The sequence below is a fragment of the Acinetobacter septicus genome, from assembly GCF_019355975.1.
GTDB lineage: Bacteria > Pseudomonadota > Gammaproteobacteria > Pseudomonadales > Moraxellaceae > Acinetobacter > Acinetobacter ursingii.
The window spans coordinates 1,696,982-1,710,691 of sequence record NZ_CP079898.1 but is presented as its reverse complement, the minus strand read 5'-3'; the positions used below and the strand labels follow the sequence as shown (position 1 = coordinate 1,710,691).

The following is a 13,710-nucleotide window of genomic DNA, read 5'->3' as shown; positions in this document are numbered from 1 at the left end:
CAACCGAAGTTGCCATGTTGAGCTCAAATTTTAGATGACAGGATCATTTAAGCTTTTTTACGTTTTGAACGACGTTTTGCTTGTTGTGAAGCGACTGCATCCAGTGCAGCTTTAAGCTCATCGTCATTAAAGGTGGTGATATGTTGCAACATTTGTAAGGTTGCTTCATCCAGTACCAATTTGGCACCTTCCGCCATATTGCTAAAGTTGCGTTCAAACGCGATTGCCCCTTGTTCATTGGTGCAGATATATCCTTGCTGGGTCAGAACTTTGATAAAGCTCTGGAACAATGATTTATCAAAAAATTCAGGTGAGTTGAATTCATAGAGAACCGACAGGCGTTGCCCTAGCAAATGACTCAAGTCCTCGACTTGTTTCACCGAAATATTTCCAGAACCACGTTGTGCAATTAATGCCAAGGTCATGTAGTAACGTTCCAGACTTTGTTTGACTGGAGCTGCTAAGATCACCAATTGATTATGATCTTCTGAATTTGGTGCAGGACTAATCAAGTCGCCTTCACTGTCGCGTTCAATCAGTTTGGCATTGACCAGAGCATCGGCATATTGACTAATTTGTTGTTCAAGTTGCTCAGGTTTCCATTTCAGGAATAACTCTGCCTGTAAAAACGGATAGAGTGTTTTAATGACATTGATCAGATTTTTCTGGCTAATTCTACCATTGTGTTCAACTAGCGCTGCAATTAAAGAGGGCAGCACAAAAGCATGTAAAATATTATTGCGGAAGTAGGTCAACAACACCGCTTGATAATCTTCGATTGCAATAATGTCGCCTAATACATGCTGAACACGTTTAATCAATTTCAGTTTCAAGCCGTAAGCAATAATTTCTTTACCAGACAGCGGTGTAACTTGTGTGCGCTCATCATAAGGAAGTGTGGTAACAAGATTACGATAAGCATCGAGTTGTTTAATACACAACTCTTCGTCCAATGTGTGTTTAGGGGTTGCCAATAAAATTAAAGAAAGCAACGAAACAGGATTGATCACTACAGCGCGGTTAATATTTTCAACAATCGCATGTGCTGAACTGTTAATGACCTCTGAAACTTGTGGTGGAATCGGATCATCGTTTTTCTCAATTTTGATCTGATCTGCACCATGTGCTTTTAGCAAATCGTCCAGAAACACAGGTTCACCGAAGTTAACGTGGACCTTGCCAAAAATACGTTCAATTTTGCGTAAAGTTTGAATAATCCCGAAGATGGATTCTGCTTCTTTGGGTTTGCCTTGCATTTCTCCTACATAGGTTGAACCTTCCATTAAGCGTTCATAACCAATATATGTTGGAACAAAAACAATCGGCTTGGCACGACCCCTTAAATGACTGTGTATGGTCATGGCCAGCATGCCTGTTTTGGGCGGAAGTAAGCGACCAGTACGCGAGCGACCCCCTTCAATAAAATATTCAAGCGGGGTATTACGCGACAAAATACTATATAGGTATTCTTTAAATACAGACGTATAAAGTGCATTGCCACGGAAGGAGCGTCGAATAAAAAATGCACCGCCGCCACGTAAAAGCTGACCGACAAATGGCAGATTTAGATTATCTCCCGCTGCAATATACGGCACCATTAAACCACGACGATAAATCACATAAGACAATAATAAATAATCGATATGACTGCGGTGACATGGTGTGTAGATAATTTCGTAGTCTTTGGCCAGTTCACGTACGGTACTAAAGTTATGAACCTCGACACCATCATAAAGTTGTGTCCATAATCGAGTCAGGGCCATATCAGCAAAACGGATGGCTGAATATGAATAATCTGAGACAATTTCATTTAAATAGCCAATCGCACGGCGTTCAGCTTCAAGCATGCTGACTTTACCGCGAATACTTTCCCGACGAATCGCATCCTGCACATCACGTGATTTGATCAGGGATTCCATCACATTACGGCGGTCAGACAAGTCAGGCCCCAGAACCACTTCACGCTGACTATCTAAATAGTCATTCAGAGTGCTCACGATATACGTGGCAGGAGACAGATTCGGATAATGCGCACTGGCATAGTTGACCAGTTGGCGTAACGACTGCGGTTCATGAAACTCAACATAAGTTTGACGACCATGCAGACCGATATTCATCAATTGTTTGACTTTACCTGGGGTTGCCCATGTATCGGTAAATAACAACTTAAACCATGAATCCTCTTTATCAGGAGAGCGTCCCCATAGCACCGTGACAGGAACCAGTTCAATATCGTAGTCAGGATGCTTGTCTAAAAACTCAATTAAACGCAGTAATCGCGGAGGAAAGGCATGCGGTGGTGGATTGAGTAAATTCTTTTCATCGTGATGCTGTAAAAATAAAACCGATGCTTTTTCTTTGTGATCATCCATCACCAGTGGATCTAGTGCAGGCTTTAAATGCAAGCGACGTGTTTCACCATCAAGAACTAAAGCATTGCTGCGAGAGTAATTTTGTAATACATAGCAGACGACTTTTTTCTGTGCAGGATGTTCTGAAGTCTGCTGATCGGTAGATTCAGAAGGGACTTCCCCAAGAACATGCGGTGTTACCACGAGGTCAAGTAACTTACTCGACAGGCGTCGATACATCTGACCCAAGCCACTCTTGGCCATAAGAACTCCTACTCAAACAACAATCTCTGTCCTAAAGAACGAAAACTGCCTTAGTGAATTGATGTGAAAAACAATGAGCTATTTTCTGATAAATCACATGGATTGCGCTAGTGTTTATCGTTAAAAAACGTATTTTTAATACGAATAACAATGCTAAAGTGTGACATGACAGTCAACTAATCTTGATGGTTATACTCTGAATTTGTGGAAAAATACCGTATATATGTTTTATAGTTTACAGTTGTCTTGTTTTTAAATTGCCGACACTTTAAAGGTATCTTATGAATGCATTAACCCAGGAACTTGTCGAGCTTTTATCTCTTGAAAGGCTTGAAGATCATTTATACCGTGGACAAAGCCGTAATCTGGTCGGAAAACGTGTATTTGGTGGACAAGTTCTGGGACAAGCGTTACGTGCTGCGTCCTATACCACAGATCGTCCTGCACATTCGCTACATGCTTATTTTCTCTATGGCGGTGATGTCAATGCACCGATTATTTATGAAGTCGATCCTTTACGCGATGGTCGAAGCTTTTCCAGTCGCCAAGTTCGTGCTATTCAGCATGGTCGTACTATCTTTTCGGCAATGATATCGTTTGCTTATCTTGAAGAAGGTTTGAATTATCAACCAGAAGAACCTAACTATCCAGCGCCAGAAGACCTCAAATCAGAAAATGAACTCAAAGAAGGATTAGTTAATTTCCTGCCTGAAAATGTGCGTGCCAGTTTTATGCGTGATCGACATGTTGAAATTCGCCCGATTGATCCAGTCAATCCATTTCAACCTCAACCACAAGCACCGATTAACGCACACTATATCCGAACCCATGATCCTATTCCTCAAGAGTTGGATGATCAGTCTTTACATCAAGCGATCGTTGCATTTTATTCTGATTTCAGCTTAATGACGACTTCCTTAAAACCGCATGGTTTAAGCTATATTTCACCGAGTTTGCAATGTGCCAGTATCGATCATGCCATTTATTTTCATCGTCCAGTCCGTGCGGATGAATGGATGCTGTATGACATGGAAGCGACCGTCACTGCAAATTCACGCGGATTAAATTTTGGACGCATGTGGCAAAATGGACAACTGGTCTGTAGTACCACACAAGAGGGGCTTATACGCCTGCGTGAAATAGCCAATAACCAATAAAACCACATTAAATGTTTCAGTAAAGCTGCATGGATGCGGCTTTTTATTTTTAAATTGTCAGATATGCTAAAAAATTATTCGATTCTAAGCATCTTGCGTGTCATAGTAATCCAAAACAATGACATTCTATTTCAAATGGTATGAGCTTAAATACACAGATTTTAGTTGCTGCAATCATCGGTATCGCATTTGGGTTTTTATTAAATCTATACCCAGACACCGCTTTTTTTCAACATAGTCTTTATGGACTCGGTATTATCAGTAGCATATTTATCGGGCTGTTGAAAATGCTTTTAATCCCACTGATTTTTTCCTCAATTGTGGTGGGAGTTTCAAATTTGCAAGCCAGCGGGCAGTTTGGACGAGTCTGGAAAATCACAGCATTATGTTGTTTAACTACGACTACATTGGCTTTAATTCTCGGTATTGGCTGTGCTCATTTATTTGGAGTGGGCAAGGGCATGGATATCGGAATTTTTAGTGAAGCCATGAGCAATCATCAATCTCCAGATACATTATCGCCATCCACCTTCTTTACTAATTTTATTCAAAATACGCTGATTAATCCCTTTAAAGCTTTTAGCGATGGCAATGTTCTGGCAGTCGTGGTGTTCGCTTTGTTCATCGGGGCGGCTTTAATTAAAGGCGGAGATCGTTTTCAGTCTGTACGGGTTCTAAGCTTACAGTTTTTTGACATCATGATGATGTTGGTGGGTTGGGTCATGAAATTGGCACCGTTAGGAATTTTAGCCTTACTCGCTAAACTGATTGCAACTGAAGATGTCAAAATCCTGAACAGTTTGGCTGAGTTCGCCTTAGTCGTAACAGGAACGACGATTTTTCATGGTGCGGTGGTGTTGCCTTTATTACTGTGGATTTTTGGGAAAATGAATCCAATCACTTTTTTTAAAGGTACACGCTTAGCCCTCATTACTGCTTTTGCCACCAGTTCCAGTTCAGCCACGATGCCATTGAGCATGAAGTGTGCCCAAGAAAATCTCAAGGTTCGCCCACAAACAGCAGGTTTTGTTATTCCTTTGGGAACGCAGTTAAATATGGACGGTACCGCGCTCTATGAAGCTGCTGCCGCATTATTTATTGCTAATCTGGTAGGAATGGATTTAACCCTGACTCAGCAATTGATTGTTTGTTTAACTGCCATGATTGCATCATTGGGTGCGCCCGGAATTCCTAGTGCAGGAATGGTCACCATGATCATGGTGCTACAGTCTGTTGGGCTTCCTGCCGAAGCGATTGCGATTTTACTGCCAATCGACCGAATTTTAGATACGGTACGAACTGTGGTCAATGTGCAGGGGGATATGATGATTAGTGTCGTGGTAGATCGTTATGCCAAATCAGATTCCATTGAAACATCTTAAAATGCAGTGCGATTAAGATGCTCGATTGCAAGACATTGCATCGCGAAAATGATAAAAAGCAGAAGAGAACTTCTGCTTTTTACCTCTTGTTTTACTCAAGTAACTTCATTCAAGCAGCAGTTAATAACGCCCGTTTCGCTGCTGGAGATTGATCTAAATATTGGACAGCATCTTCGGTACTCCCTTCTTTGACAGGATCATACCATGGCATTAAATAATCGATCTGTTGTGCAACCAACCAGATTGGGCTAGGAAGCACTTGGTTATCTTTGCGCCCTTGTTTAAGCCATTCTAACCAGATCCAAGGATGCCACAGACTCGGATTTTTATCTGCGAAACGTGGGTCTTGTTTCATGATATGTGCGGCACCATCGACCCATAAACCTAATACCCCCGCAATCACTGCGACACTTAAATAATAACGGGCAATATAACCACCACCCAAATGACGATATAAATCAAATGCGACTGTTCGATGTTCAATTTCTTCTGCACCATGCCATTTGACTAAATCGACCATTTCAGGGTCAGCGCCGAGTTCTTCCCATTTTTTGTTGTAAAGCGCGTATTTACCCAATACACACGTCATGTGTTCTACTGTGGCAATCACACCTAAACGAAATAAATCCCACTGATGTTGTAACGCTTTAGGTACTTCATAGTCTAAAGGTTTATCAGCCAATAACTTGCTAAATAAAAAGTTCATGATATCCAGATTACGCTGGATATCGATATTACGGGCAGACAAATATTCTTTATTGGCAGAGGTATGCGCATTGGCATGCATGGCTTCTTGCCGAATAAAAGCCTGTACATCTTGTCTGAGTTTTTCATCGGTAATTTGCGGCAAGACTTTATTATAAAGACGACAGAACCAGAACTCGCCCGCAGGTAAGATATTGTTAATTTCATTGATGAAATAACTGGCAAAAGGTTGATTGGGAATCCAGTCCACTGGAGTTTCTTTCCAGTCGAATTTTACCTTTCGTGGTTGAATGCGATAGTGAATCGAAGATCCTGGTAACTTGTGTTTAAAAAATGAAAAAATACTCATGTCCTTACCTTTATTTGTTCTTATCGAACTTTTGCTGGTTTTTTTGAGTATAAAAAATGCCCCTGTATTTTGCTTTGCAATACGGGACATTCAATTGTCATTACGTGATGAAATGATCAGAAAAGCGGTAGTTTATTCTTCTTTTAATACTAAATCTGCTTCATCTTCATCATCAATTGTAGCCTCTGCAATTTGACTGAGGTCAAATTCAGGTTCTTGTTCTAGCGTATAATTTAAGCGACCTGCCATTACACTGGCAAGCTCTTCAAGTCCTTGTTTATTGAGTGATGAAAATAGTTGAATTGAAAAATTCAGCTTCATCTTTTTTAGATTTTGTTTAACTTCGAGTAGGGCTTGATGAGCGGGACCACGATTCATTTTATCCGCTTTGGTCAGTAAAATATGCACAAACAATTTACGTGAATGCGCCCATTCCAGCATCATGGTATCGAAATGCTGGAGTGGATGACGAATATCCATCAATAGCACTAAACCCTGTAAGCTTTGACGATGAATCAGATAGTTTTCAAGTTCTTTCTGCCAAACCCGTTTCATATCTTCAGGGACAGCAGCATAACCATAACCTGGCAAATCCACCAGACGCTGATCAGGATTCCCTAGACTAAAAAAGTTAATCATCTGGGTACGTCCTGGCTTTTTAGACGCACGTGCCAGTTGTTTTTGATTGGTTAAGGTATTAATGGCACTGGACTTGCCTGCATTGGAACGTCCTGCAAAGGCAATTTCATAACCTGTATCTTCTACACAAAGTGCCAGTTTGGGCGCACTCATTAAAAATTCAGCTTTGCGTAGCCAATTGAGTGCCTTTACTGAGTATTCAGTAATTGCAGGATCAGCTTTTTTCTCATAACTAATTTTTTGTTTAGGTGCGAGTTTGGCTTTGGTGTCTTTGGATTTCGCATAGCGATGCATAGAGCTTAACTTTTACAATCAAAATATATTTAAAACGCATTATAAAGGATGCGAGCCTTTCACGCGAATTTTAACAGCATTTGGATCAAATGATCAGGAGATCGAGATAAAAGCGATGGCTGAATGACTGGAGGTAGAAGGCGGAGCAGCCAAAACATCGGCTAAAGTGTATTGATCGAGTGTTTGATAAAAGCTTTCCAGTGCATCATCTAAAATTCCTTTTAAGCCGCAGTGCGAGCGTAATACACAAGGCGGAGTATTGCATTCTACAATCTGATGATCACCTTGTAAGATCCGTACGATTTTACCCAATGTCAGATCGAGCGCTTTGGGATTTAAACGAAGTCCACCGCCTTTGCCGCGCGTGGTAATGATCCACTCTTGTTTAGCCATGAAATGTACAATTTTGACCAAATGATTTTGAGAAACATGCAAATCCCGTGCGATTTCTGCGATGGTATACGGCATTTCACTTGGGCGTGAAACGTACATAAGTATACGCAAGGCATAGTCGGTAAATTTATTGAGTTGCATGTTCAGCTAAATACCAGAAATTTATAAAGATCATATTAGCCTGAAAGTTTCCCGAAGGAAACTCCCGAGTCCAAACACCTGCAAATCACAGTTTTATATTCAGTTTAATCTTATATTCAGTTTAACCTTTGAGAGGAGCAGAAACAGCGAGCTCATCTCCGACTTGATAATGACTTAACAGAATATTGGCAACATCGTATTCACTATGTTCAGCCTGTGATTTGACTAAGAAACCATATTGAGCTGTATCCTGAGTTGAACTAAAGCTAAATTGTTGAGGTTGATCAATTCCTTTTTCGGGAACATGGACTTTGACCGAAATATATTCACCTGCTTGTGCCGTTGGAATCGTTTGTTGATCGGCTGCACGAATGTTAAAAAATTTACCTTCTGCGTGATCTTGGATCGACACAATTTTGAAATTACGCCAACCTGACCATCCTCCACTTTGCGAAGCCAACTGATCATATTTTTGTTGCTCAGCCCCAATCAAAATATCAGCTAGTTGCAAATAGGCTTGTTTCCACGCTTCGATTAAATCTGATTCAAATGGGACATCAAGCACTTCACTAATCGAATGTAATAAGTTTTCCCCCACAATCGAGTATTGCGCGGGTTGAATATCCAGACTGACGTGTTTGGTTGCAATATGTTCCACTGCTTTGGCTAGTTTTTCAGGGGTTTCGATATTTTCTGCATAAGCCAAAACTGCTGCGGCTAAGGCGCGTGGTTGACGTCCTGTTGTTTGGTGGTCCAGATTAAACACATTTTTGAGTTCAGGATGATTGCCAAGCATACGCTTATAAAAATAGCTGGTCAGTGCGACGCCGTGTTCACGTAAGACAGGTACAGTTGATTTTACAAGTTCGATTTGTTGTGGAGTCATGGCTAGACCTTTTTATCTGGCTATATAAGATATATTTAAAATACATCTTATAAAATACATTTGCAATGCATCTTTAATTAAAAGTCATAATTTTTTTAAGGGATTAAATAGATCGTATTGGTCAAATTGATTGGTTTTTCGCAAAAAAATTAAACACTGATTTTACAAGAGATTGGTTTTGTAAAATCAGTGTATTTTTGAAAGTTATTTAGCGTTTTCCAAACAACGAGCCGAGCAAGCCGCGAACCAGTCTTTGTCCTGTTGGTCCGCCTAAACTACGTGCTGCGCTTTTTGCAAAGGTTCCAAGTACATCTTGAGTGAGTTTGTCACGCTCGCGTTGTGCTTTTTCATCTACTTTTTGTTGTTCACGTGCTAAACGCTCTTGTTCTTTTGCCTGTTGCTTGGCATCTGTTTCTTGTTGTTTGGCTTGTTGCGCGGCTTCGAGCTGGGCTTGTTGTTGCGCCGCACTTTCGCTCACTTTGCGCTGTAACATTTCATAAGCACTATCTCGATCTACAGCGCGTTCATAGATTCCCGCGACAATACTTTGCGACATTAATGCTTTACGTTCATCAGCGCTTAAAGGGCTAAATGCAGAATAGGGAGGCATGATCCAGCCACGTTCCACGATCTGTGGCGTGCCTTGTTCATCCAGAAAACTAATTAATGCTTCGCCAACGGCAAGTTCAGTAATGGCTTGATCCACTTTAAATTCAGGATTGGCACGAAAGGTATCCGCTGCTGTTTTTACTGCTTTTTGATCTTTTGGTGTAAACGCACGTAAAGCATGTTGAACTCGATTTCCGAGTTGCCCTAAAACCGTTTCTGGTATGTCGAGTGGGTTTTGGCTAATAAAATAAATGCCCACACCTTTGGAACGAATCAAGCGTACCACTTGTTCAATTTTTTGTTGTAAGGCGGGGCTAGAATTATCAAAAAGTAAGTGTGCTTCATCAAAGAAAAATACCAGTTTCGGTTTATCCAGATCTCCAACCTCAGGTAATTGTTCAAATAACTCTGAAAGCATCCACAGCAAAAAGGTCGCATAGAGTTTTGGCGTATTCATCAGTTTATCTGCGGCGAGCAGGTTGATATAACCATGACCATTGCTATCGGTCTGAATAAAATCCAGAATATTTAAACTTGGCTCACCAAAAAACTGTTCACCACCTTGGTCACCCAATGCCAGCAAATTTCGCTGAATTGCGCCTAAACTTGCAGGTGATAAATTTCCATAATCTGCTTTTAAGTCAGTTGCATTGTCACTGACATAACTCAGCATGGCCTTTAAGTCTTTAAAATCGATGAGCAATAACCCTTGATCATCTGCAATACGAAACACCGCAGAAAGTACACCTTCCTGTGTATCATTTAAATTCAGCATTTGAGCCAAAAGCAATGGCCCGATTTCAGAGACAGTGGTACGAATTGGATGACCTTGTTCAGCAAATAAATCCCAAAAAATAGTGGGAGAAGCAGCAAACGCAATAGTGTCTAAACCAAGTGATTTAATCCGTTCATCAAATTTTGGATTATCACTTCCCGCTTTGGCAATACTCGAGACGTCACCTTTGGCATCTGCTAAAAAAACAGGCACACCAATCCGAGAAAAATTTTCAGCCATGACTTTGAGTGTCACAGTTTTACCTGTTCCTGTTGCACCTGCAATCAGACCGTGACGGTTCGCAAATTCGGAATGTAAAACAATATCCTGATGAATATCAGTCGTTTTTTTTGCAATCACAATTGGTGTGCCCATACTTATTCCTATTCTTATCACTTTTCAATTTGTTGGAGTGCATTTTGGATATCTTGTATTAAATCTTGGGCAGATTCTAGTCCTATACAAAAGCGAACCAATAAACCCTGTTGTAGATGTGTATTTGGCAATACTCGCATCTGTTTTAAATCATAAAGCATCACCAGACTTACGGGGCCGCCCCAACTAAAACCTAATTTAAATAATGTTAAGGCATCACAAAAGCGGCGGACGGCGCTGATGTCATAGTTGGCTTGAAAGATCACACTGACCAAACCTGCGCTTTGTTGATCTATACAGATTTCTTGCCAAAAGGCGTGTCCAGGACTGTTCGCGTCGGCGGGATGTAGAGCTTGTGCAAACTCAGGCTGCTGTTTGAGCCACGCTAATAGGTCTTGTGTGGTTTTGGCTTGTTGTTGATAACGTAAGCGTATATGCGGCAGGCTACGTATAACTTGTGCGGTATCATCTCCCGACACACAGATTCCCTGAGTGGCATGCATCTTAAAGAGCTGATGATAAAGTTTTTGATCCCGAGTAATTACGCTGCCCATTAAGATATCACCACCACCGCTTGGATACTTGGTGAGTGCATGGACGGTGATGTCAACGGATAAGTGTTCATCTGAAAAATCGAAAGCGTTAAAGGCGAGCCCTGCGCCCCATGTATTATCCAATGCAATCAACACATTGGCTTGTCTGGCTTTTTTAACCAGATTTTTAAGATCAGGAAATTCTAAAGTGACTGAACCTGCCGCTTCGAGCCAGATCAGTTTAGTGTGTGCAGAAGGCGTAAATGAGTTGGCATCAATTGGATTATAGACTTTGACGATGATGCCATAACGTTGTTGTAGATTTTTGAGATGTTCCATGTTTGGCCCATACACATTATCTGGAACCCAAACTTCATCGCCTTGATTTAAAAAGGTTGAATTAACCAGATTAATGGCAGATAGTCCACTCGGTGCGAGTAAGCAATGTGTCCCCCCTTCAAGCTGTGCCAATTGATCAGCTAAGGTATAAGTGGTCGGTGTGCCATGGGTGCCATAACTATAATCATAAGCATCTGTCCAATGCCGATCAAAAAGGTGCGCTGTCGATGGAAATATAATCGTCGATGCACGAAACAGGGGAGGTTGAATGCTCGCAATATATTGAGGAGCCTTTCGTGGGGCGTGAATAAGCTGGGTTTGAATGGTTTTATTATCTGTCATGGTGTATATCATTTAGGTCATTTAGCTCTAGATTAAAAAATATAAATCCTTTCTGCTAGTTTTGGTCGAGTTTTGTGAGTATTTCTTTACATAAAACTGCATTGACAAAAGTTGGCTTCATTTTTGCTATGACTTAGCTAATACCAACAACAATATAGGTTCTAAGTGCATGAAGTCGCATTTAAAAGTGCATTATTTTCAGCATATTGCTGGTGAAGGGTTCGGGAGTTGTTATGATTTTTTGAAAACACATCAGTCAAAAATTACCGCGACTGAATTTTTCGCACTCCCCCCTGATTTACCGCTTGAAATAGAGGCGCTCCCTCGTATTGACGATGTCGATTTACTGATCATTATGGGCGGAACCATGAGTGTTAATGATGAAGCCAATTTTCCTTGGTTGAAAATTGAAAAACGCTGGATTCGTCGTTATTTAGCCGCGGGTAAACCGGCGATAGGATTGTGTCTGGGTGGACAACTGATTGCCAATGCTTTAGGTGCTGCCGTGAGCCGTAATCCATTTCAGGAGTTAGGCTGGACGACCGTACATCGAGTACCACAATCGGCAACGCAGTGTTTTCCTTTACCCTCTTCTTTGCATGTGATGCAGTGGCACAGTGAAACTTTTGAGATTCCCAAAGGCGCGATTCATTTAGCTGAAAATGACGTCTGTCGTAATCAGATGTATCAGATTGGGCAAAATGTTTTAGGTTTTCAGTTTCACCCAGAAATCACCCCACAAACACTGGAGTTATTTTTGGAAAATGATGATGAAGTGGCCATTTTTCATGGAGAATATGTACAGCCAGCCAATCAACTCAAACAATCAAAACAATCAAAATTTATAGAAGGAAATCAATTGCTCAATCAGGCGATTGAATATGTAGTGAACGCATCGTAATCAAAATAAAATGCAAATGATTTAAAATAAAACTCGGATATTTAACGATTCAGCAACAAATAGAATTGCATAAGACTTAAACAGTCGTTATAATGAGCGACCCTCAAATTGTGAGGTCATTTACTGCAAAGAACGTAGTAAATGCATGACAGTCGCGGCATCGATCGTGACCTTAGTGATTTTCACTGCCTTTGACACTTACCAATGGGTGAGGTGCGTCAAAGGTGATTCTTTATATATTTTGGCTTGGAGTTTACTGGTATGTCTAACCAGAGAATCCGTATCCGTCTTAAGTCTTTTGATCATCGTCTGATTGATCAATCTTCTCAAGAGATCGTAGAAACCGCTAAGCGTACTGGCGCACAAGTGTGTGGTCCAATCCCGATGCCTACTCGCATCGAACGCTTCAACGTTCTTACTTCACCGCACGTAAACAAAGATGCGCGTGATCAGTACGAAATCCGCACCTACAAACGTTTGATCGATATCGTTCAACCAACAGATAAAACTGTTGATGCATTGATGAAATTGGATCTTGCAGCGGGTGTTGATGTTCAGATCGCATTGGGTTAAGGCTTTCGGGTTAATTAGTGCCTGGCATTAATTAAGCTGCTTTTTTAGAGGTTACACACATGGCTATTGGTTTAGTCGGCCGCAAGTGCGGTATGACCCGTATCTTTACAGATGCCGGCGTCTCTGTGCCTGTTACAGTGATTGAGGTTGATCCTAACCGTATCACTCAAATTAAAACGCTTGAAACTGATGGTTATCAAGCGGTTCAAGTTACTACTGGTGAACGTCGTGAATCTCGCGTAACCAATGCACAGAAAGGTCACTTTGCGAAAGCGGGTGTGGCTGCTGGTCGTTTGATTAAAGAGTTTCGCGTGACTGAAGCTGAGCTTGAAGGTCGTGAAGTTGGCGGCAGTATTGGTGTTGATTTGTTCACAGTGGGTCAAATTGTTGACGTTACTGGTCAATCAAAAGGTAAAGGTTTCCAAGGTGGTGTTAAGCGTTGGAACTTCCGTACCCAAGACGCGACTCACGGTAACTCAGTTTCTCACCGTGTTTTAGGTTCTACAGGTCAAAACCAAACTCCTGGACGCGTGTTCAAAGGCAAAAAAATGGCCGGTCACTTAGGTGATGAACGCGTAACAGTACAAGGTCTTGAAATTGTATCCGTTGACGCAGAACGTTCAGTTCTTGTTGTTAAAGGTGCGATTCCTGGTGCTACTGGTGGCGACGTTATCGTTCGTCCTACGATCAAGGCCTGAGGGG

At 41.3% G+C, this 13,710-nt stretch carries 12 protein-coding genes; 5 read left to right on the top strand and 7 right to left on the bottom strand.

Annotated elements, in window-relative coordinates; translation table 11 throughout:
* Positions 1 to 47: 47 nt before the first annotated feature.
* Positions 48 to 2,615: a glycerol-3-phosphate 1-O-acyltransferase PlsB gene (plsB, locus tag I6L31_RS08235; RefSeq protein WP_004985307.1), complete on the bottom strand. Its 2,568-nt coding sequence runs from the start codon at positions 2,613 to 2,615 to the stop codon at positions 48 to 50.
* 281 nt (positions 2,616 to 2,896) lie between these two features.
* Here plsB and I6L31_RS08230 point away from each other — a divergent pair, with 281 nt between their 5' ends.
* Both I6L31_RS08230 and I6L31_RS08225 read left to right on the top strand, forming a co-directional pair.
* Entirely contained in the window at positions 2,897 to 3,772 is an 876-nt protein-coding gene (locus I6L31_RS08230) for an acyl-CoA thioesterase (protein ID WP_004985310.1), read from the top strand.
* Between the two features lie 140 nt (positions 3,773 to 3,912).
* Positions 3,913 to 5,154: a dicarboxylate/amino acid:cation symporter gene (locus I6L31_RS08225; protein WP_005002004.1), complete on the top strand. Its 1,242-nt coding sequence runs from the start codon at positions 3,913 to 3,915 to the stop codon at positions 5,152 to 5,154.
* 109 nt (positions 5,155 to 5,263) lie between these two features.
* Here I6L31_RS08225 and I6L31_RS08220 read toward each other — a convergent pair whose 3' ends face one another.
* The 6 genes from I6L31_RS08220 to I6L31_RS08195 form a co-directional block, all read right to left on the bottom strand.
* The gene (locus tag I6L31_RS08220) at positions 5,264 to 6,208 is read right to left on the bottom strand and encodes a metal-dependent hydrolase (protein WP_005002006.1); all 945 of its coding nucleotides are present in this window, start codon (positions 6,206 to 6,208) and stop codon (positions 5,264 to 5,266) included.
* A gap of 132 nt (positions 6,209 to 6,340) precedes the next feature.
* Positions 6,341 to 7,141 (bottom strand): ribosome biogenesis GTP-binding protein YihA/YsxC, encoded by an 801-nt coding sequence (yihA, locus tag I6L31_RS08215; RefSeq protein ID WP_005002008.1) that lies wholly within the window; start codon positions 7,139 to 7,141, stop codon positions 6,341 to 6,343.
* A gap of 93 nt (positions 7,142 to 7,234) precedes the next feature.
* On the bottom strand, positions 7,235 to 7,675 hold the full coding sequence (locus I6L31_RS08210) for an RrF2 family transcriptional regulator (protein ID WP_004985317.1): 441 nt from the start codon (positions 7,673 to 7,675) through the stop codon (positions 7,235 to 7,237).
* A gap of 121 nt (positions 7,676 to 7,796) precedes the next feature.
* Entirely contained in the window at positions 7,797 to 8,561 is a 765-nt protein-coding gene (locus I6L31_RS08205; RefSeq protein WP_004985320.1) for a globin domain-containing protein, read from the bottom strand.
* 208 nt (positions 8,562 to 8,769) lie between these two features.
* Positions 8,770 to 10,320 (bottom strand): helicase HerA-like domain-containing protein, encoded by a 1,551-nt coding sequence (locus I6L31_RS08200; protein WP_004985321.1) that lies wholly within the window; start codon positions 10,318 to 10,320, stop codon positions 8,770 to 8,772.
* A 17-nt stretch (positions 10,321 to 10,337) separates the two neighbouring features.
* Positions 10,338 to 11,534: a PLP-dependent transferase gene (locus I6L31_RS08195; protein ID WP_005002011.1), complete on the bottom strand. Its 1,197-nt coding sequence runs from the start codon at positions 11,532 to 11,534 to the stop codon at positions 10,338 to 10,340.
* A gap of 169 nt (positions 11,535 to 11,703) precedes the next feature.
* Between I6L31_RS08195 and I6L31_RS08190 the strand changes: the two genes are divergently transcribed.
* From I6L31_RS08190 to rplC, 3 genes are all read left to right on the top strand, one after another.
* Complete coding sequence (locus I6L31_RS08190) at positions 11,704 to 12,435, top strand: type 1 glutamine amidotransferase (RefSeq protein ID WP_004985323.1); 732 nt, start codon at positions 11,704 to 11,706, stop codon at positions 12,433 to 12,435.
* 261 nt (positions 12,436 to 12,696) lie between these two features.
* Complete coding sequence (gene rpsJ, locus I6L31_RS08185; protein ID WP_004725677.1) at positions 12,697 to 13,008, top strand: 30S ribosomal protein S10; 312 nt, start codon at positions 12,697 to 12,699, stop codon at positions 13,006 to 13,008.
* A 59-nt stretch (positions 13,009 to 13,067) separates the two neighbouring features.
* On the top strand, positions 13,068 to 13,706 hold the full coding sequence (gene rplC / locus I6L31_RS08180; RefSeq protein ID WP_005002013.1) for a 50S ribosomal protein L3: 639 nt from the start codon (positions 13,068 to 13,070) through the stop codon (positions 13,704 to 13,706).
* Positions 13,707 to 13,710: the final 4 nt, after the last annotated feature.